At 67.3% G+C, this 19,456-nt stretch carries 17 protein-coding genes; 7 read left to right on the top strand and 10 right to left on the bottom strand.

What is annotated here, in order from left to right; genetic code table 11:
* The first annotated feature begins 259 nt into the window (after positions 1–259).
* A complete protein-coding gene (locus tag ASF16_RS16145; protein ID WP_056169436.1) occupies positions 260–1,750 on the top strand; it encodes a carotenoid oxygenase family protein in 1,491 nt (496 codons plus the stop codon).
* Positions 1,751–1,887: 137 nt separating this feature from the next.
* Positions 1,888–2,106 carry a hypothetical protein gene (locus tag ASF16_RS16140; protein WP_056169433.1) on the top strand — a complete coding sequence of 73 codons (219 nt, stop codon included), beginning with the start codon at positions 1,888–1,890 and terminating at the stop codon, positions 2,104–2,106.
* A 45-nt stretch (positions 2,107–2,151) separates the two neighbouring features.
* Here the strand turns inward: ASF16_RS16140 and ASF16_RS16135 are convergent, their stop codons facing one another.
* The 3 genes from ASF16_RS16135 to ASF16_RS16125 all read right to left on the bottom strand — a co-directional run bounded on the left by ASF16_RS16135 (position 2,152) and on the right by ASF16_RS16125 (position 4,144).
* On the bottom strand, positions 2,152–2,556 hold the full coding sequence (locus ASF16_RS16135; RefSeq protein WP_056169430.1) for a carboxymuconolactone decarboxylase family protein: 405 nt from the start codon (positions 2,554–2,556) through the stop codon (positions 2,152–2,154).
* Positions 2,553–2,975: a MerR family transcriptional regulator gene (locus ASF16_RS16130; protein ID WP_056169427.1), complete on the bottom strand. Its 423-nt coding sequence runs from the start codon at positions 2,973–2,975 to the stop codon at positions 2,553–2,555. Before ASF16_RS16130 ends, ASF16_RS16135 begins: the two co-directional genes overlap by 4 nt.
* A gap of 173 nt (positions 2,976–3,148) precedes the next feature.
* On the bottom strand, positions 3,149–4,144 hold the full coding sequence (locus tag ASF16_RS16125) for an NAD(P)H-quinone oxidoreductase (protein WP_056170596.1): 996 nt from the start codon (positions 4,142–4,144) through the stop codon (positions 3,149–3,151).
* Between the two features lie 159 nt (positions 4,145–4,303).
* Here ASF16_RS16125 and ASF16_RS16120 point away from each other — a divergent pair, with 159 nt between their 5' ends.
* Entirely contained in the window at positions 4,304–5,173 is an 870-nt protein-coding gene (locus ASF16_RS16120) for a LysR family transcriptional regulator (protein WP_056170593.1), read from the top strand.
* A gap of 134 nt (positions 5,174–5,307) precedes the next feature.
* On the opposite strand, the gene ASF16_RS16115 is transcribed toward ASF16_RS16120, so the two are convergent.
* The 3 genes from ASF16_RS16115 to mfd all read right to left on the bottom strand — a co-directional run bounded on the left by ASF16_RS16115 (position 5,308) and on the right by mfd (position 10,801).
* Positions 5,308–6,288, bottom strand: coding sequence for a tripartite tricarboxylate transporter substrate binding protein (locus tag ASF16_RS16115; RefSeq protein ID WP_082516988.1), 981 nt, complete (start codon positions 6,286–6,288; stop codon positions 5,308–5,310).
* A 286-nt stretch (positions 6,289–6,574) separates the two neighbouring features.
* Positions 6,575–7,279, bottom strand: a complete 705-nt coding sequence (locus ASF16_RS16110; protein WP_056169424.1) for a hypothetical protein — start codon at positions 7,277–7,279, stop codon at positions 6,575–6,577.
* 42 nt (positions 7,280–7,321) lie between these two features.
* The gene (gene mfd / locus ASF16_RS16105) at positions 7,322–10,801 is read right to left on the bottom strand and encodes a transcription-repair coupling factor (RefSeq protein WP_056169423.1); all 3,480 of its coding nucleotides are present in this window, start codon (positions 10,799–10,801) and stop codon (positions 7,322–7,324) included.
* Between the two features lie 203 nt (positions 10,802–11,004).
* Between mfd and ASF16_RS16100 the strand changes: the two genes are divergently transcribed.
* Both ASF16_RS16100 and ispF read left to right on the top strand, forming a co-directional pair.
* Positions 11,005–11,913, top strand: coding sequence for a 2-C-methyl-D-erythritol 4-phosphate cytidylyltransferase (locus ASF16_RS16100; RefSeq protein WP_056169420.1), 909 nt, complete (start codon positions 11,005–11,007; stop codon positions 11,911–11,913).
* 182 nt (positions 11,914–12,095) lie between these two features.
* Positions 12,096–12,575, top strand: a complete 480-nt coding sequence (ispF, locus tag ASF16_RS16095; RefSeq protein ID WP_056169416.1) for a 2-C-methyl-D-erythritol 2,4-cyclodiphosphate synthase — start codon at positions 12,096–12,098, stop codon at positions 12,573–12,575.
* Positions 12,576–12,878: 303 nt separating this feature from the next.
* On the opposite strand, the gene ASF16_RS16090 is transcribed toward ispF, so the two are convergent.
* Positions 12,879–13,859, bottom strand: a complete 981-nt coding sequence (locus ASF16_RS16090) for a tripartite tricarboxylate transporter substrate binding protein (RefSeq protein ID WP_056169413.1) — start codon at positions 13,857–13,859, stop codon at positions 12,879–12,881.
* Positions 13,860–13,873: 14 nt separating this feature from the next.
* A complete protein-coding gene (locus ASF16_RS16085) occupies positions 13,874–14,902 on the bottom strand; it encodes a porin (RefSeq protein WP_056169409.1) in 1,029 nt (342 codons plus the stop codon).
* Between the two features lie 201 nt (positions 14,903–15,103).
* Between ASF16_RS16085 and ASF16_RS16080 the strand changes: the two genes are divergently transcribed.
* Complete coding sequence (locus tag ASF16_RS16080; protein ID WP_056169407.1) at positions 15,104–16,462, top strand: adenylosuccinate lyase family protein; 1,359 nt, start codon at positions 15,104–15,106, stop codon at positions 16,460–16,462.
* Here the strand turns inward: ASF16_RS16080 and ASF16_RS16075 are convergent.
* Positions 16,454–17,584 (bottom strand): GntR family transcriptional regulator, encoded by a 1,131-nt coding sequence (locus ASF16_RS16075; protein ID WP_235507404.1) that lies wholly within the window; start codon positions 17,582–17,584, stop codon positions 16,454–16,456. The two genes, ASF16_RS16080 and ASF16_RS16075, sit on opposite strands and share 9 nt — an antisense overlap.
* Before the next feature lie 51 nt (positions 17,585–17,635).
* On the bottom strand, positions 17,636–18,673 hold the full coding sequence (locus ASF16_RS16070) for a LacI family DNA-binding transcriptional regulator (protein ID WP_056169402.1): 1,038 nt from the start codon (positions 18,671–18,673) through the stop codon (positions 17,636–17,638).
* Positions 18,674–19,138: 465 nt separating this feature from the next.
* Between ASF16_RS16070 and ASF16_RS16065 the strand changes: the two genes are divergently transcribed.
* Positions 19,139–19,456, top strand: a 318-nt coding sequence (locus ASF16_RS16065; RefSeq protein WP_200926920.1) for a dihydrodipicolinate synthase family protein, incomplete at its 3' end; no start/stop codon positions are given.

Below are 19,456 nucleotides of genomic sequence, written 5' to 3'. Positions count from 1 at the left end.
TCGAATATCTTTCAAATGCCTTTCAGAATTCTTTCAATAATCGCAGGTGTAAATACCGTGTGCAATGATTGGAATCGATAATTAATGCATTTGCCGGTCGAGGGTTCAATGCTTTGTCTGCGGCCAGACGGTCAGTGGTTCTTGTCCCGCTTCCAACAGATGAGGACCAGCAGCGCCTGCCGCATGGCCAACAGCGCTGCCGCAACTGCATGGCTTGGGCCATGATGAGGGGGCTCGCCCTTGTTGAATGAGATGCCCCATGACCCTTGCTTCCACCGCCTCGCGTGCCGCACCGGCAGACATGTCCAATCGTTTGCGCGGCCTTCAGTCCGACGCCCGTGAGCTCGACGACACGGCCGTGGACATCCGTGGGCATGTGCCGCCCTGGATGCTGGGCGGCAGCTTGCTGCTCAACGGCCCGGCGCTGTGGGACCTGCCGCACGGCAGTTATGCGCACTGGTTCGATGGCCTGGCCATGCTGCACCGCATACGGTTTGCACCGGGCAACGCCGGGGGCGCCAGCGCAAGCTACCGCAGCCGCTACTTGCAGACCGATGACCTGCGCGAGAGCCTGGCGGCGCGCAAGCCGGCCCGCGGCGGCTTTGGCAGCCCCAGCCCGGCCGGGTGGTTTCACCGCCTGCGCCATCTGCGCAACCCGGTGGTCACCGACAACGGGGCGGTGGTGATGGCGCGCATCGGCTCGCAGTGGGTGGCGCAGACCGAAACTCCGCTGTTGACCAGCTTCGACCCCGATACGCTGCAGACCACGGGCCGCATCGTGTATGACGATGCCGAGGTCATCCACGTCATGTCGGCCCACGGCATCACGGACGCTCAGGGCACCTACTGGAACGTGGGCGTCGAGATGGGCCCCAAGTGCACCTACAAGCTGTTCAAGATCGTGGCAGGCAGCCGCACCCGCGAGGTGATTGCGCGCTGGGCCGTGCGCCAGGCGGGCTACCTGCATGCCTTTGCCATGACGCCCACGCATGTGCTGGTGTGGCAGCCGGCCATGCGGGTCAACGCCATCAAGCTGGCGCTGTCGGGCCAGGGCTTCATCGACAACTTTGCGTGGAAGAGCGCTGCGGGCTCGTCCATCGACGCGATCTCGCTCGCCGACGGCGGCGTGCGCAGCTGGGCGGTGCCAGCAATGGCCAGCTTTCATGCGGTGCAGGCCTGGGATGAGCCCAGTGCGGACGGCCGATCACCCGCCACGCTGGTGCTGGACCTGTGCACCACCGACGGGCCCGAAATCTTCAGCGCGTTCCGCCTGGCGCGCCTGCGTGCGGGCGAGCCGGTGGGCGTGCAGCACCGAGTGCAGCGCTACCGGCTGGAGCCTGGCCGTAGCGACGCGCAGCCCCAGCTGCTGGTAGGGGGTGCGAGTGTCGAGCTGCCTTCGGTGCATGGCGCCTATTGGGGCCGCCAGCGGTCCCGCCATGCCTGGTTCGCCGGGTTCGACCCGGACGGCAAGGCGCCCCTGTTCGACCGAACGCTCAAGCTGGACCTGGACGCCGGCCGCATTGCCGGCGCCTGGCAGCGAGAGGCGGCTGTGCATCTGGAGCCCCTGTTCGTGGACCGCCCGGGCTCCACGGCCGAAGACGATGGCGTGCTGCTGGTGCCGACGCTCGCTGAGGGCGACGAGGGCACGGTGATCGGTGTGGTCGACCCTGCCAGCATGCAGTGCCTGGCCACGCTGCATTTGCCGCAGGTGGTGCCGTTCGGCTTTCATGCGGCGTGGAAACGGGGGTGAATGCCGCGGCGGGCGCGGCGGTCCCGGTTGATATTCGCGGCTTCGGCAGCATGTGCGTGTTTGTCATGTAGCCTTGGGTACCCGCCCACACGCGCCAGCCAGACTTTCGCCCGCAGGCGATCCACGATCGACCCAAGATGAAGACCATTGACGAAATGCTGAACCTGGACCTGCTCACCCCCGAGCAGCACGTAGAAATCAGCGCGTGGATTGCGCGCTCTGCCTCTCCCGAAGAAATCCTGCAGATGCCCGCGCCCCTGTGGCAGGCGCTGGAACGCGCCAGCAAGGTGATGGGGATCGACGAGGACCTGTTGCGGCCCCCGTCTTTCGATGCGGACAGCCTGGCCCTGGGCTAGGCGGCTCTTGCGAGGGCGCGCGGGCCCAGGCCTGGGGCCGGCGCTTCAGGCCGGCGCCGGTTCGGCATCACTCGTTGCTGCAAACACTTCACGCGCAGCCGCCAGGCCATTGAGCGCAGCCGGAAAGCCCGCGTAGACGGCCATCTGCATGATGACTTCCACGACCTCTTCGCGCGTCACGCCGACGTTCAGCGCGGCCTGCAGGTGCACCTTGAGCTGCGGCGCCGCGTTGCCCAGCGCCGTGAGCGCGGCCACTACCGCGATCTCGCGGCTGCGCAGGTCGAGACCCGGGCGCGAATAGATGTCGCCGAACGGAAACTCGATCAGGTAGCGGGCAAAGTCGGGTGCGATGTCGGCCAGGCTGGCCACGACGTGCTCACCGGCCTGGCCGTCGATCTCGCGCAGCTTGGCGAGGCCCTGCAGATAGCGGGCGTTGGTTTCTGAGGTCATGGGGTGCTTCCTTTGCGGGGTTTGCGGGTGGGTGGTGATGGCGTAGGGCAAAGGGAAGCCTCCAGATCCTCGTAGTGCGCGATCTTGGCCTGCAGTGCCTGCGCGGCCTGCTGCATGGCGTTGATCGTGGCGAGCACCTGGGCCAGGTGCTGCTGCAGCAACTCGCGCCGCTCGGGGGCGGTGGCGTTCCCTTCGCTGCGCAGCCGCGCGAAGGCCTGCATCTGCCCGATGGGCATCTGGGTCTCGCGCAGGCGCAGCAGGAATCCGATCCATTCCATGTCCGACGCCGCATAGCGGCGCTGGCCGCCGGGTGCACGCGCCACGGGCGCGATCAGACCGGCGCGCTCGTAGTAGCGCAGCGTGTGCGCGGTCAGGCCCGTGCGCTGTGCGACGTCGGCAATGGTGAGGAGGGATGCCATGGGAACGATTCTGAAAGTTAGAGCGCACTCTAAGTCAAGCGAAAAGATCGGGCAAAAATGCGACTCCCTTTTTGCAGCCTGAACCGTCTGCACTGCATTCATTGCATCCACCGCATCCACAGCGTCCGCTGCATCACTGCAAGCGCAGGGCGTGCAGGGCGCGGCGCGCCACCTCAGCGGTCGGCTTGGCCGGGCAGCAGCAAGATCTTGCCAATGCTGGCCCCGGATTCCATGCGCTGGTGTGCCTTCGCAGCCTCGGCCAGCGGGTAGGTCCTGTCGATCACGGGCCGGATCGTGCCGTCCGCCAGAGCGGGCAGCCACCGCTGGGCAAAGCGCTGCACCATGGCCTGCTTGACCTCGGGCGGGCGCGACTTCATCACGGTGCCAAAGATCTGCAGGTGGCGGTACAGCACCGCGTCCATCGGCAGCGTGGCGCCCTGTGCACCGCCCAGCAGGCCCACGGCCACCATGCGCCCTCCCACCGCCAGAGAGCGCACGTTGCGTTCCAGGTAGGGCGCGCCGATGAAGTCGATCACCACATCGACACCTTGGCCGCCCGTTTTCTCGGCAACCACGGCCGCGAAGTCCTCGCTGCGGTGGTCGACGACCACATCGGCCCCGAAGCCCCGCACCGCGTCGTGCTTGTCGCCGCCCGCCGTCGCGAACACCTGTGCACCCGCTGCATGGGCCAGTTGCACCGCGGCCGACCCCACCCCACCGCCAGCGGCGTGGATCAGCACCGACTCGCCGGGCTGCAGGCGGGCCAGGTGGAACAGTGCTTCGTGCGCGGTCACAAAGACCTCGGCCACCGCGCCCGCAGCGATCAGATCTAGGCCCGCGGGCACGTGCATCGCCATGCGGTGGTCGATGCGCGAGAGCTCGGCGTAGGCGCCGCCGCCCACGATGCCCATCACCCGGTCGCCCACGCTGAAGCCGCGCACTTGCGGCCCGACCTCGACCACCGTGCCGGCGACCTCCAGGCCCATGGTGTCCGCATCGCCGAAGTAGGCGCGGCCATAGGCGCCCTTGCGGTGCGACAGGTCGGCGCGGTTGACGCCGATGGCGGCGTTGCGCACCAGCAGGTCGTGGGGGCGCACCTCGGGGGCTGTGATCTGGCGGGCCACCAGCACTTCGGGCCCGCCGAAGTCGTCGAACACGATGGCCTGCATGGTGGGCTGGCTTGCAGGCGAATGCTGGATGAGGGCGGACATGGGCAGGGTTCCTTGGGTTGAATCGATGTCAATGCCCCAAGGTTAAGCCGCCACGGTGCCTTTGAAATGCAGCAGTTTCGCTCTACAGTGATGCAAATTTGCATCACCAACACCACCATGAACTGGGACGACACCCGCATCTTTCTGGCGCTGACCCGCACGCCCTCGTTGCGCGCCGCGGCCCGCAGCCTGGGCATCGACCAGGCCACTGTGGGGCGGCGACTGAACGCGCTGGAGGCCGAGCTGGGCGCCAAGCTGTTCTTGCGTGCCAAAGACGGCTACCTGCTGACGGCCGCGGGCGAGACCGCTTTGGCTGCAGCGCGGCGCATGGAAAGCGCGGCGCTGGACCTGCGCGCCAAGATCGAAGGCCAGGACGACAACCCCGGCGGGCTGGTGCGGGTCACCAGCTCCGATTCAATCGCCATCGAATTCCTGCTGCCGGCGGTGGAGCGGCTGCAGCAGCGCTGGCCCACCATCCGCGTGGACCTGGAGATTTCGACCCAGGTGCTCAGCCTGACGCGGCGGCAGGCCGACATCGCGTTTCGCAACGTCCGTCCCGAGTCACCGGACTTGGTAGTGTGCCGCGTGGCCGCCTGGCCGGTGGGCCTGTTTGCCAGCGCCACCTATCTGACGCGATTCGGCGAGCCGGTGCCCGATGACGAACTGCGCGGCCACCAGCTGGTGGCCTACCGCCCGTACCTGGACCACAGCCCGTTTCCCACAGTGGTCGAGGTGCCGGCCCGCCATGCCCGGATCGCCATGGCCGTCAACTCCAGCCTGCTGCTGCGCAAGGCGGTGGCAGCGGGCATCGGCCTGGGCGAGATGCCGGTGCACCTGGGCGAACGTGAAGGCCTGGTGCGAGTGTGGCCGCAGCGCCGCCGCGCCAGCGACCACGAGGTCTGGCAGGTCATGCACCCCGACCTGCAACGCACGGCCCGGGTGCGGGCGACTGCAGAGTTTTTGTCGGAGGCCTTCGGTGGCAGTTGAAATGGTGGGCTGAAGGCTGCTGAGTGGTCCGCGTCAGAGGCCGGTACGCTTGCACTGAACGGGGCAGTCTATGGGTGCGTGGCGTGCAGCGGTGCGTTCGGTCATGTGGCGAATTGCACAGCCACCGAGATTGCTCACTGCGGCACCAGCCCTGCCGCCTTCACCAGCTCTGCATGGACCTTGATCTCTTGCGAGATCGAGTCCTTGAGCTGCTGGCTGCTGCCCGGCGCCACCTCCATGCCGCTGGAGGCCAGCTTGGCGCGGGTGTCGGGGTCGGCCAGGGCCGCATGCGCGGCGCGCTGCAGCCGGTCAATGACGGCCTGGGGCGTTTTGGCCGGGGCCAGCAGGCCGACCCAGGCCGACAGGTTCATCTCGGGCGCGCCTGCCTCGGCCATGGTCGGGGTCTGCGGCAGCGTGCCGGTGCGCTGCGCGGCCATCAGGCCCAGGGCATGCAGCTTGCCGGACTGGATGTGCGGCAGCGCTTCGGGCAGCACCGCAAACAGCATGTCCACCGTGCCCGCCAGGGCGTCGTTGATGGCCGGGGCGCCGCCCTTGTAGGGCACGTGCAGCAGGTCGGTGCCGGTGCGGGTGGTGAACATCAGCCCTGCCAGGTGCTGCGGGCTGCCGTCGCCGGACGAGGCGTAGGTGAGCTTGCCGGGCGCCGCTTTGGCGGCTGCGATCACCGCGGCCACGGTGGGGAATTTCTGCTTGTCCTTGACCACCAGCACCATGGGCTGGTTGACGAACTTGGTGATGGGCACGAAGTCCGCCTCAGGGTCGTAGGGCAGGGTCTTGAAGATGCTTTTGTTGGTGGTGAGGAAGGACGCGGGCGAGACCATCAGCGTGTAGCCGTCGGGCGCGGCGCGCGAGACCAGCGGCGTGCCGATCTGGCCGGATGCCCCGGCCTTGTTGTCCACCACGAATGGCTGGCCCAGCTCGGCCGCCATCTTCTGCGTGACCACGCGCGCGATCATGTCGGCGCTGCCGCCCGCGGGCAGGGCCACGATGACTTTGACGGGGCGGTCGGGGTAGGGCGCCTGTGCGAATGCGGCGGTTGCGCTGCACAGCGCCAGTACTGTGGAGGTAAGGGTAGAAACCAGACGCCAAGAATTCATGGAACAACTCCCAAGGGGTGGAACAAGCCAGCGGCCACCGGCGGTGGCGCTGCTGCAATGCGGCCGCGCCGCGCGTTCCTGGGGGTTAGCAATTCCTGCACCACACGCCGATGGTCCGGCAAGGGCCCACGGGGCAGCCCCGCCTGTTGACGGTGTGTTGCTATGTTATTGGTAGCAATAATATGATGTGGGATCAGCGGTGGCGGCCTTTTTGGGTCGATATCTGCCCAAGGGCACCCACAGGGCGTGGTTGACCGGAGCACTGCTGCAGAGACCGGGCCTCGTCTCAGGAGTACAGCCATCTTGTAAACCACCCATTCACTGAATGCGGGACCCACCCCGCCGCAGCCTCGGTGACAAACCAGAATACGATCAGCCCCAGCATTCCGGTACACCACAGGCTCAGCCACCGGAGCATCGGGTGTGCAGGTAATACGCGATGCCGTGCCGCAACCACCACGATGATGCCCACGAAGCCGCCCAGAGCTGCCGGCCATGGCACGTAACTCCAATCCGACCCGTCCAGTGCCAGCACTGCCGCGGCGGTGCACGCCGCACCCACCGCGCCGCTCACCAAAGACCGCCGCCCGGTCCACTGCGCCAGTGGAGCAAAAAGCCACAGCGCCACGCTCAAAGCCAGCGCGGCAGAGCCTGGCTGGCCTGGCCAGATGTAAGGGTCGGGGATCTCATAGCGGAGTGAATAGCCGACGTCCCTCATCGTGGCGGGCAGCCAGAACTGCCACCAGCCGGTGATCACCACCACCATCGATGCGGCCGCCCGATGCAAGCGGGCTCCGAGCTTGAAGGCAGCCCAGGGGGCCAGCACGCTGACCGGGATGCTGATGACCACCAAAAACCCGGGCGACCAATGCATGTTCATCGGGCCGCTGGACGAGAACCCGCTCTGCGCACTCCAGGCTGCGATCACCCACAGCGCGAGCAGCAGCGCCCACGCGGCGGACCACGCCCTGCGCGGGGTGTCGGTCAACATGGATTCACCACTGCCCGCTGAGCTTTGGGAGCCTGCAACCCGTCAAACCGGTGCCGCCACCGGCTGCCCCAGCGAGCGCAAGATATCCCGCACCATCTGCGCGCGGTCCTTCGGGTCCTTCAACTCACGCTCGATGCGCAGCTTCTCGTTGCCCGCCAGCTTGATGTGCTTGTTCTTCTGGATCAGCTCGATGATGCGCATCGGGTCGATGGGCGGCTGGGGTTTGAAGGTGATGTTGATCACGCCCGGGGCGGCATCGACCTTCACCACGCCGTAGGGCTGGCTCAGCACGCGCAGGCGGTGCACGTCGATGAGGGTCTGGGCCTGCGGCGGCAGTTTGCCGAAGCGGTCCACGATCTCTTCGAGCAGGCTGTCGATCTGGTCGGGCGTCTTGGCGGTGGCCAGCTTCTTGTAGAACGACAGGCGCAGGTGCACGTCGCCGCAGTAGTCGTCGGGCAGCAGGGCGGGGGCGTGCAGGTTGATGTCGGTGGTGACCGACAGGGGCGAGAGCAGGTCCGGCTCCTTGCCGGCCTTGAGCGCCTTGACGGCTTCGTTGAGCATCTCGTTGTACAGCTGGAAGCCTACTTCCAGCATGTTGCCGCTCTGGTTCTCGCCCAGCACCTCGCCGGCGCCGCGGATCTCCAGGTCGTGCATGGCCAGGTAGAAGCCGCTGCCCAGCTCCTCCATCTGCTGGATGGCGTCCAGGCGCTGCGCGGCGTGCTTGGTCAGGCCCTCGGTGTCGGGCACCATGAGGTAGGCGTACGCTTGGTGGTGGCTGCGGCCCACGCGGCCCCGCAGCTGGTGCAGCTGCGCCAGGCCGAACTTGTCGGCGCGGCTCATGATGATGGTGTTGGCCGTGGGCACGTCGATGCCGGTCTCGATGATGGTCGAGCACAGCAGGATGTTGTAGCGCTGGGCCACGAAGTCGCGCATCACGCGCTCCAGTTCGCGCTCGGGCATCTGGCCATGGGCCACGGCGATACGGGCCTCGGGCAGTATCTCTTCGAGCTTCTGGCGGCGGTTCTCGATGGTCTCCACCTCGTTGTGCAGGAAGTACACCTGCCCGCCCCGCTTCAATTCGCGCAGCACCGCCTCGCGGATCACACCCGTGCCCTCGTTGCGCACGAAGGTCTTGATCGCCAGGCGCCGCTGCGGCGCGGTGGCGATGACCGACAGGTCGCGCAGGCCTTCGAGCGCCATGCCCAGCGTGCGCGGGATGGGCGTGGCCGTCAGCGTCAGCACATCCACCTCGGCGCGCAGGGCCTTCATCTGCTCCTTGTGGCGCACGCCGAAGCGGTGCTCCTCGTCGATGATCAAGAGGCCCAGGTTGTGGAACTTAGTGGACTCAGACAGCAGCTTGTGCGTGCCGACCACGATGTCCACCGTGCCGTCGCCGATGCCCTTGATGGCGGCGGTGATCTCCTTGCCCGAACGAAAGCGCGACACCTCGGCCACCTTCACCGGCCACTTGCTGAAGCGGTCCACCAGCGTCTGGTAGTGCTGCTCGGCCAGCAGCGTGGTGGGCGCCAGAAAGGCCACCTGCTTGCCGCCGGTGACGGCCACAAAGGCCGCGCGCAGGGCCACCTCGGTCTTGCCGAAGCCCACGTCGCCGCAGACCAGGCGGTCCATGGGGCGGGGGCTGATCATGTCCTGGATCACCGCGTGGATGGCGGCGTTCTGGTCGGCGGTTTCTTCGAAGCCGAAGTCGTTGGCAAAAGTCTCGTAGTCCTGCGGGCTGTAGCGGAAGGCGTGGCCTTCGCGCGCCGCGCGGCGGGCATAGATGTTGAGCAGCTCGGCCGCGCTGTCGCGCACCTGCTCGGCGGCCTTGCGCTTGGCCTTTTCCCACTGGCCGCTACCGAGCTTGTGCAGCGGCGCTTCGTCGGCACTCACGCCGGTGTAGCGGCTGATCAGCTGCAGCTGGCTCACGGGCACGTAGAGCACGGCCTTGTCGGCGTATTCGAGGTGCAGGAACTCCTGCATGGCGGGCGTGCCGTCGGGGTTCTTGTTGCCCACGTCCATGTTGACGAGGCCGCGGTAGCGGCCGATGCCGTGCGCGCTGTGCACCACGGGGTCGCCGACGTTCAGCTCGGCCAGGTCCTTGATCAAGGCCTCGACGTCGCTCACCTGCTCCTGCTTCTTGCGCCGGCGCGTGGTGGGGCCGGCGGCGAAGAGCTCGGTCTCGGTGACGAAGTCGATGCCGTCCTCGATCCAACTGAAGCCCACCGTGAGGCCGGCGGTGGCGATGCCCACCTTTTCGTCGGCCGTGCCCTGGAACTCGGCCAGCGAGTCGAAGGCCGGCGGGTTCACCCCGCTCGCGCGCAGAAAGTCGAGCAGGCTCTCGCGCCGGCCCGCGCTTTCGGCCAGCAGCAGCACGCGGTGCTGGGTGTTGCGGATGTGGGCGTGCAGGCGGGCCAGCGGGTCTTCGGCACCACGCAATACCGACAGGTCGCCCAGCTTCTGAAAGTGCGGGTTCTCGGCAATGTCCTCCACGCCGGGGCGGATGGACAGCTGTGCATGCTCCTTGGCGCGCGTGTAGAACTGGTCGGCCGAGAGGAACAGCTCCTCGGGCGGCAGCACCGGGCGCTCGGGGTCGCCCTGTACCAGGCGGAAGCGGTCTTTCGTGTCCTGCCAAAAGCGCTGGAAGGCCGGCTCCAGGTCGCCGTGCAGCACCACGGTGGCTTCTGAACCGAGGTAGTCGAACACCGTGGCTGTGTCATCGAAGAACAGCGGCAGGTAGTACTCGATGCCAGCTGTGGCCACGCCCGCGCCCATGTCCTTGTAGATGCGGCTCTTGGTCGGGTCGCCCTCCAGCATCTCGCGCCAGCGGCTTCGGAACTTGGCGCGCGCGTCGTCGTCCATGGGGAACTCGCGGCCGGGCAGCAGGCGCACCTCGGGCACGGGGTACAGGCTGCGCTGGCTGTCGGGGTCGAAGGTGCGGATGCTGTCGATCTCGTCGTCGAACAGGTCCACCCGGTACGGTACCAGCGAGCCCATGGGGAACAGGTCGATCAGCCCGCCGCGCACCGCGTATTCGCCAGGGCTGACCACCTGCGACACATGGCTATAGCCCGCCAGCGTGAGCTGGGCCTTGAACTTGGCCTCGTCGAGCTTTTGCTTGACCTTGAAGTGGAAGGTGTACCCCGCCAGGAAAGACGGCGGCGCCAGCCGGTACAGCGCCGTGGTGGCCGGCACCAGCACCACGTCGGCACCGGTGTCCTTGTCTTTTTGGCTGATGCGCCACAGCGTGGCCAGCCGCTCGCTGATCAGATCCTGGTGGGGCGAGAACGTGTCGTACGGCAGCGTCTCCCAGTCCGGGAACAGCGCGCAGCGCAGCCCGGGCGCGAAGAAGGCCATTTCCTCGATGAGGCGCTGCGCATCGGTGGCGTCGGCCGTGACGATGGCGGTGGTGCGCCCTGCGGCCTTGTCACGTTCGGCCAGGCGGGCCAGCAGCAGCGAATCGGCGCTGCCCACGGGGCGGGGCAGGGTGAAGCGTTTTCCGGGGGAGAGTTTGGGCAGTTCCATGCGGACGGTACGTGTCGTCGGTGGGCCCGCCGCACCCGTTGGGCGCAGAAAGCGCACGGGCTGTTTCGGGGGCAACGGAGCATTCTAGAACCTGCGCATGAACTCTGCCGGGCCCGCGCACGCCCTCGCCTGCCGCCGCCCGCGACAACGCTGAGGGCGCAGTGGACGGGGCACCATCCCGCCCCTCCTAAAATGGCCCCCTCATGACCATCGACCCGCTGCTGCAATCCTCGCTCGCCACGTCCCACGCCCCTCAGGTGGCGCCAGGGCGCTTCTGGGCGCTGGTGCCTTGCGCGGGGACCGGGTCACGCGCGGTGGCGGCTCCGCCTGCCGCACCGGCTGGCTCCACCGTGTCGGCCTTCGGCGCGCTGGCTGCGGCGGCGGGCGATGCCGCAGCGCCACCACCCCTGCCCAAGCAATACCACTTGGTGGCGGGCTACCCCATGGTGATGCACACACTGGCGGCATTTGCGGGTGTGGGCCGGTTGGCCGGCACCTTGGTGGCCGTGGCGCCTGGGGATCATTTTCTGGAGGCCCATGGGCATCCATCGTTCTTTGTGGTCGACTGTGGCGGCCCCACGCGCGCCGCCACGGTGCAGGGCGGGCTGACAGCGCTGCAGGCACGGGGCGCCCAGCCCGACGACTGGGTGCTGGTGCACGATGCAGCGCGCTGCCTGGTCACGGCCGAGCAGATCGACCGGCTCATCGACGTCTGCGCGCAAGACAGCGTGGGCGGCCTGCTGGCGCACCAATTGGCCGACACGCTCAAGACATCGACCGACGGCCCGGGCGGCGTGCGCGTGTCCTCCACGGTGGACCGCAGCAACAAGTGGCTGGCGCAGACGCCGCAGATGTTTCGCATCGGCCCGCTGCAGGATGCCCTGGCCAAGGTGGGCACCAACGTGACGGATGAAGCCAGCGCCATGGAGGCCATGGGCCTGCACCCGCGCCTGGTGCCCGGCGGCGCGCAGAACTTCAAGGTGACCTACCCTGACGACTTTGCACTGGCAGAGGCCGTGCTGGCCCAGCGCGGCCACGGCACCACGCTGGCACGCTTTGGCGGCGAGCGCGGGCAGGGCGCCACCGAGACGGGGCGCAAGACTATTTTTTGAAGCACATCGCCCGCGAATTCGTTGGTGCGAGACACGGATTTATCAACGCAGCGGAACAGGAGCGGCTCACCAGCTCAGCCCTTCGGTTCTTGCGACGCGCTTGGCCGCAGGCAGTACGCACGTACGGCACGGCGGGGCAACGACGCCGTAAGAGCTGGGTAAGTCGCTAACAAAAGGCACACATGAATTTCAGGATTGGAGAAGGTTGGGACGTGCATGCGCTGGTGCCAGGCCGCGCGCTGGTGATCGGCGGGGTGACCATTCCGCACACCATGGGTCTGCTGGGCCATTCGGATGCCGACGTGTTGCTGCATGCGATTACCGACGCCATTCTGGGCGCGGCGGGCCTGGGCGACATCGGCACCCATTTCCCGGACACGGACGCGCAGTTTCGCGGGGCAGACTCTGCCGTGCTGCTGGCGGAAGCCGCGCGCCGCGTGCGCGCCGCGGGCTACAGCATCGGCAATGTGGACAGCACCGTGGTGGCCCAGGCCCCGCGCCTGGCTGCGCACATTCCCGGCATGCGCGAATGCATTGCCAAGGCGCTGGCCATCGAACCGGGCCAGGTGAATGTGAAGGCCAAGACCGCCGAACGCCTGGGGCCCGTGGGGCAGGGGCTGGCGATGGAGGCGCGGGCCGCAGCGCTGATCTACAAAGCCTGAGGCGCTGCGCGCCAAAACCACGGCCGCTCGGTGTTGGACGGGTAATGTGACCGGGCGTTGTGCCTTTAGCATCAGCGTGCCGCTTCGACGGCACGCACCAGGCCTTGTCACCGCATTCGGCTGCGCCAAGCGCAGTGACCGATATACAAGAGCCTATGGCGCCGGTGGTGAAAAAACTGGCGGGCGCGGTGCGCAACTGAGTCCGCCCCGTCGTCCCACCCGCCATGGCGAAGGAGGCACCGCCAGCGCCACCAGGAGGGTGCGGTGCCTTGCGCAAACAGTCGGCGGCCTTGCTGTCTGCCGTCACTCCATCGTGATTTTGGAGTTGGTCACGATGTCGCGGTACAGCGCAGCCTGGGGCTTGATGAAGGCCTTGAACTCGGGCCCGCCCATGGGTGCCACTGTGATGCCTGCGTCCAGCAGTTTTTGGCGCAGCTCGGGCTGGGCCAGCGTCTCCTTCAGGGCCTTGTCGTACGCGGCCACGGTGGTGGCGGGTGTGCCAGCCTTGAGGAACAGGCCCTGCCACAGCGGCAAAGCCATACCGGCGAAGCCGTCTTCCTCACCGATGCGCTTGACGTCGGGAAGCTGGGGTACGCGCACGGTGTCGGAGACCGACAGGGCCTTGATCTTGCCGTCCTTGAGGAATGGCATCGCGGTGGAGAGCACCAGCATGGCGCTGTCTACCTGGCCGCCCACCAGGTCGTTGGTGATGTGCGTGCCGCCGCGGTAGGGCACGTGCAGCATGGCGACCTTGGCCTGTTTGTTGATGAGCGCGCCGTACAGGTGCTGCATGGTGCCGATGCCCGGCGTGGCAAAGTTGATGCTGTCCTTGCCACCCTTGCGCAGTGCCGCCACCAGGTCGGCCAGGCTGGCGTAGGGGGCCGCCTTGGGCACCGCGAAGATCATGGGCACCGTGCTCATGCGGCCCACGGGCACCAGGTCGTTCTCCCAGTCGAGCTTAACCTTGGCGTTGACCATGGGCACCACGACCGTGTCGGTGCCGCCCATGTAAAGCAGACTGCCGTCGGTGGGCCCGTTGAGCACGCGTTGAGCGGCCAGCATGCCGCTGGCGCCGGCCACGTTCTCGACGATGACGGTGCGTGAGAGGCGCTTGCCCAGCTCTGTGCCCACGACGCGCGCCACCAGGTCGGCGCTGCCGCCGGCCGAGTAACCCACGATGAGCGAGATGGGTTTGCTGTCGCTCTGGGCGTGGGCCGCTAGGCTGGGTGCCAGTGCGCCTGCTGCGATGGCGGCAGCTTGATTCAGGAGTTCTCTGCGTTGCATGGCATGCCTCCTGTTCAGAATGTGTGCTTCACGCCGAAATCGATCGCCGTGGTGCGTGTGAGCCCGTCGCGCTTGGCGGTACCCAGGTTGGTGTAGAGCAAAGTGCGCTTGCTCAGGTCGTACTGCAGGCCCACGCCGATCATCTGCGAATCGAGGTTCGTCGCTGGGTTGAGCTTTCCGTACATCACGTAGGTGCGGCCAAAGCTCAGTGGCACCAGGGCCGAGACGCTGTAGGCAGTGGCATCGCCGTTGAGACCGCCCTTGGCGCGGCTGACGCTGGCCTTGGCCTGCACCACGCCGAAATCGTATCCGCCCGCCACCAGTGCCAAGTGGGTGCTGGCATCGAGCCGGTCAAATGCGGCGCCCAGCCACACCGGGCCGTTCTTGTACTGCAGGTTGCCCGAGGTGGCATTGCTGCGCGTGCCCTCTCCCAGGGCTGCGGCAACCTCTGCGCTGACGCCCGCAATGGTGGGCGACTTGTAGCCGACCGTGTTGGCCCAGCGGATGTTGGAGGCCTCCACCGTGGCGGCCACCGGCGTGTAGTTGGCATAGGTGTAGGCCGAGCCGAGCTGGCTTACGTAGCTCCAGTAGGTGGGGTCGGCGTTCAGCGCCACGGTGTAAGCGGCCGAGTATTCGCGGCCCGCATACACCTCGCCCCAATCCTTGCTGCCCACGGCCACCACCGAGCGGCCCAGCCAGAACACATTGGGGTTGCTGGGCGCGCCGGTGTCGGCGGCAAAGCGGTGCTCCAGCTGAAAGCGTGAGTACAGGCCGCCACCCAGGTCCTCGCGCGCCGCAAAGCCCAGGCGCGAGGTGTTGCCGGCCTTGAGCGTCCAAACCAGGGGCGTCACGCCGCGGCCGGGCAGCAGCGCGCCCGGCGTGGTGCCGCCGTTGGCGCGGGCCAGACCCTGGTCGACGATGCCGTAGATGGTGAGCGAAGACTGTGCCTGCGCTGCACCGCAGGCACCAAGGCCGGCGCAGGCCAGCAACAGCGCGAGAGGGGTGGAGCAGGCGGGAGCACCTGCCGGGGAATACCTTGTCATGGACTTGTCTCCGATGGGATGGGGTTTGTAGCTGACAGGCAAATTGTATGTATTGATTTTTTGCAATGCAATACAATGCAGCTCAATCGAAGACGTACCTGGTGCCATTCGATGCTGAATTTATTCAGATTTTTCTAATCAAATCAATACAATACAAGTGCAATACAGGGACATACCCTAGGTTGTATGAACGGAGCACACATGGCGGTCGGAATGTTCGAATCCTTCATCACGGGCCACTGGTTCAGTGCCGAGGCCAAGGCCTTTTGGAGCGATGGCGCCACCCTGCAAGCCTGGCTGGACGTGGAGGCCGCGCTGGCCCGCGCGCAGGCCGAGCTGGGCGTGATCCCGCCCGAGGCGGCGCCCGTGATTGCCGCGAACGCGCGTGCCGAGATGTTCGACCTGCCGCAGCTGGCCCAGGCCATCGCTTTTGCCCAGCACCCGCTGGTCCCGGTGCTGCACCGCTTCGAGCAGTTGTGCGGCGAGCCGGCGGCCGGCTACATCCACTGGGGTGCGACCACGCAGAACATCTTCGACACCGCCAGCGCGTTGCAGATGCAGCGCACGCACGCGCTGCTGGCGGGGCACCTGGATGGCGCCATCGATGCGCTGGCCACGCTGGCCCTGACGCACCAGGCCACGCCCATGGCAGGGCGCACACATGGTCAGCATGCGCTGCCCATGACGCTGGGCTTCAAGCTCGCGGGCTGGGTGGACGAGCTCGACCGCAGCCGCCAGCGCCTGGCTGAGCGGCTGGCCACGTCCTTCCCGGCCAGCATGGGCGGCGCCATCGGCACCTTTGCCGCCACCGGGCCGCTGGGGCCGGCGGTCCAGGCACGGCTGGCCGCGCAACTGGGGTTGCTGGCAGCGCCGCTGCCGCTGCGGTCGTCCTTCGACCGGGCGGGTGATTACCTGGCTGCACTGGGCTTGCTCGCCGGCACGGCGCAGAAGATTGCGCAGGACGTCGTCTTTTTGCAGCGCACCGAGATCGGCGAGGTGGCCGAGGCCTTCCACCTGGGCAAGGTGGGCAGCTCGACCATGGCGCAAAAGCGCAACCCCTCCACCGCGCTGCTGCTGGTGAGCCTGGCACGCATGCTGCGCACCCGCGTGCAGGCCGCGCAGGACACGATGGTGCGCATGGACGAGGGCGATTCATCCGCTACCAACGTGGCCGACGCCCTGCTGCCCGAGATCGCCATCATCGCCGCCTCGGTCACGGAAACGCTGGCACGCCTGGCCCGCGGCCTGGTCGTGGACGAAGAGGCGATGGCGCGCAACCTGGGGCTGACGCAGGGCCTGATCGCGTCGGAGGCCGTGATGATGCGACTGACCCAGCGCATGGGCCGGCACGAGGCACACCGCCTGCTGTACGCGGCAGCGCAGCGCGCGCAGTCCGACGGCGTGCCCTTTGTGGAGGCGATCCGTGCGCTGCCACCGTTTGACGGCGGTGCGCTGCCGGCCGACCTGCTGCGGGCGCTGGATGCGAAGACCTATGTGGGCGAGTCGGCTGCGCTCACGGTGCAGACCGTGGCGCGTGTGGCGCCCGGCTGCTCAGGCTAGCGCGGCCACCGATGCGCCCGCGCGCCGCACCACGGGCGTGAGGTGGATGCCGTAGGGCCTGCCGGCATCCGCCCAGCGCGCGGTAATGGCGCCGTGCAGGGCCTCCACCTGATCGGCCACGCTGCAGCCCACCACGTCGAAGAAATCGGCATGCTCGTTGGCCAGGTCGGTGCGCCCCAGCAGCACCACGCTCAGCTGCGCGGGCACGGCGATGCCGGCATGGGCCAGCAGGCGCTGAAACAGGGCGCCGTCCTCGATGCCCCAGGCCACCAGCGCGGTGAAGGGCAGGGCGCCAGCGGCATCGGCGCTGGCCTGCAGCTGCTGCACCAGCCGTGTGGCGTAGTCCTCGTGTGGGAGCTGGTCCTGGGTGATCTCGATCAACTCCACGCCGGGCAGGGAGTGCTGCAGGCTGGCAAAGCGGCGCCGCCCGAGCTGCGTGGCCAGATAGGGGTGGGCCGTCGTGGCATAGGCAATGCGCCGGTGCCCTTGCTGCACCAGCTGCTCGATGGCGGCGGCCAGCGGTTCGCCCCATTCGGTGCCGACGGCCTCCACGTCGGCACCCACCAGGGCTGCGCCGTCAACGGCCAGCACCTCGCACTTGTCGCGCAGCGCGGCCAGCAGGGCAATGGGAATGGCCTTGAAGGTGGACTGCACCACGCAGGCATCGAAGCGCGGCAGGCCCTTGAGCACGGTGAGTGCATGGTCCGGGTCGTTGTACGACAGCTCCAGCACCCGGTGTCCTTCGGCCGCCAGGCGGCGCTGCAGCCCTTCCACCAGTACCCGGCCGCGCGCAATGCTGATGGAGCGGCGCAGCAGCAGCACCGATTTCACGGCGGGGAGGGCGGTGCCGGCCTCAGGCGCCCGGGGGCGCTCGCCGTCAGCCGGCGCTGCTGCGGCACGGTGTGCGCCGGTGCCCCGAAAGTAGGTGCCACGCCCTACCTGCGAGTCGATCAGGCCCCGGTCCTTGAGTCCCTGAAAAGCGCGCTGCACCAGCATCTGCGAGGCGCCGAAGCGCTTCATCAGCTCGCGGATGGTGGGCAGGCGCTCGCCGGGTTGGGCCTTGTGGGCCAAGTGGTCGAGGAACTGGTCGAGGTCCGGCGGAGAGCTGGCGGTGCTGCGCATGATGTCAATACAATACACCACAAATTGCATGTGGCGCCTGGGCGGGTGAGGCTATGCGCTTTCCCGCTCCACGATGGAAAAGCCGATGTCCACCACCGGCTCCGCTACGGACTTACCGTCGGCACGGTCGGCGATCAGTTGGGCCGCCATCTGCCCCATGCGCGTGCCGTCGATACGCACGGTGGTCAGGCTGGGGCTCACCGTCTGCGCGAAGTCGATATCGCCAAACCCCACCACCGCCAGCGGCCCGGGCACGGCAATGCCGCGCACGCGTGCCTCGGTCAACACGCCCAGTGCCAGCATGTCGGAGCTGCAGAACACCGCGTCGATGTCCGGCGCATCGGCCAGCAGTGCGGCCAGGCCGTCACGGCCGTCGGCGTGCGTGGTGGGGGATTTGCCCAGCCGCACCGCCGGCTCGCGCAGGCCCAGGCGCAGGGCCGCGGCCTGGAACCCGCGGGCGCGGCGGGCGGCGCGTTCGTCACCACCGCTGAGCAGCGCCAGGCGCCGCCGGCCCTTGGCAAACAGGTGTTCGCACACGGCGGCGCCCAGTGCTTCGTGCCGCAGGCCCACCAGCATGTCGATAGGGGTGTCGGTGAAGTCCCAGGTTTCCACGATGGGGATGCCCGATGCCATGAGCATGCGGCGCCCCTCGGGCGAATGCATGACGCCCGTGACCACGATGCCATCCGGGCGCCGGCCCACGATGGCGCGCAGCAGCTCATCCTCGCGCGAGTGCGCATAGCCGACCTGGCCCACCATCACCTGAAAGCCGCGCACTTCCAGCGTATCGGTCAGCGCCTGCACCATCTCGCCGAACAGGGGCCCGGTGAGGGTGGGCACCAGCGCGGTGACCACGTGGCTGCGCGCCGAGCGTAAGCCGCCCGCGACGAGGTTGGGCACGTAGCCCATGTTGGAGACGGCCTCCTGCACGCGCAAACGCGTGCGCTCCGATACCTGGTGCGGCGTGTTGATGGCGCGCGAGACGGTGATCATCGACACCCCTGCGCGCTCGGCCACCTCCCGCAGCGTGACCGCAGGGCGGTCGCGCGGTGCGGGGGATGCTGTGGAGGGAGTGGAGGGGGCTTGCATGGGCGGAGTCTATCGACAAGCAGTGTGGAAAATTGCCTCGAGGACTGGGTCGGCGGCGAGTGTGGTGCGGCTCAGTGTGGCATTTGCCGGCGTAGCTGCCGCTGTGAAGGTCAACGTCCAGAAAGCATTCCTCCAGGCGATTTCCACTGCCTGACTGGCTGCAAGTTTGAATAAAAATGGCTGCTACCGCTTGATGGTAAAGCGCTGGAAGCTATAAAAAATATAGCAAAGCATCTTTTGAAAATATCTCGGAGTATCTCCATAGAGATCCCATGACTAAGGGTTAACCTTAGTGCCGAATGATTTTGTTAACGTTAACATTTGGCTTGAAAATGCAAATCCGGAGCATCTCCCGCGAGCGTTTGGGGCGCCCTAAAGTAGTTGTATGACTTCTGCCGCAGCCCATGACGCTGCGCTGGTGCCTGTTTTGTGCAATCTCCCACCCACCGATCTGACTGGATGACCATGAACCCGCAAGAACTCAAATCCATCATGGGCTCCGGCCTGCTGTCGTTCCCCATCACCGACTTCGACGAGCAGGGTGAATTCCGCCCCAARACCTACATCGAGCGCCTGGAGTGGCTGGCCCCCTACGGCGCCAGCGCTCTCTTTGCCGCCGGCGGCACGGGTGAGTACTTCTCGCTGTCGGGCCCCGAGTACGGCCAGGTGGTCAAGACCGCGGTGGACACCTGCCGCGGCAAGGTGCCGATCATTGCCGGTGCCGGTGGCCCCACCCGTACCGCCATCGCCCATGCACAAGAAGCCGTCGGCTGTTTCGGACTT

The sequence above is a fragment of the Acidovorax sp. Leaf78 genome (assembly GCF_001422735.1).
GTDB lineage: Bacteria > Pseudomonadota > Gammaproteobacteria > Burkholderiales > Burkholderiaceae_C > Acidovorax.
The sequence above is the reverse complement of the archived record's forward strand: the minus strand, read 5'-3'. Positions and strand labels throughout refer to the sequence as shown.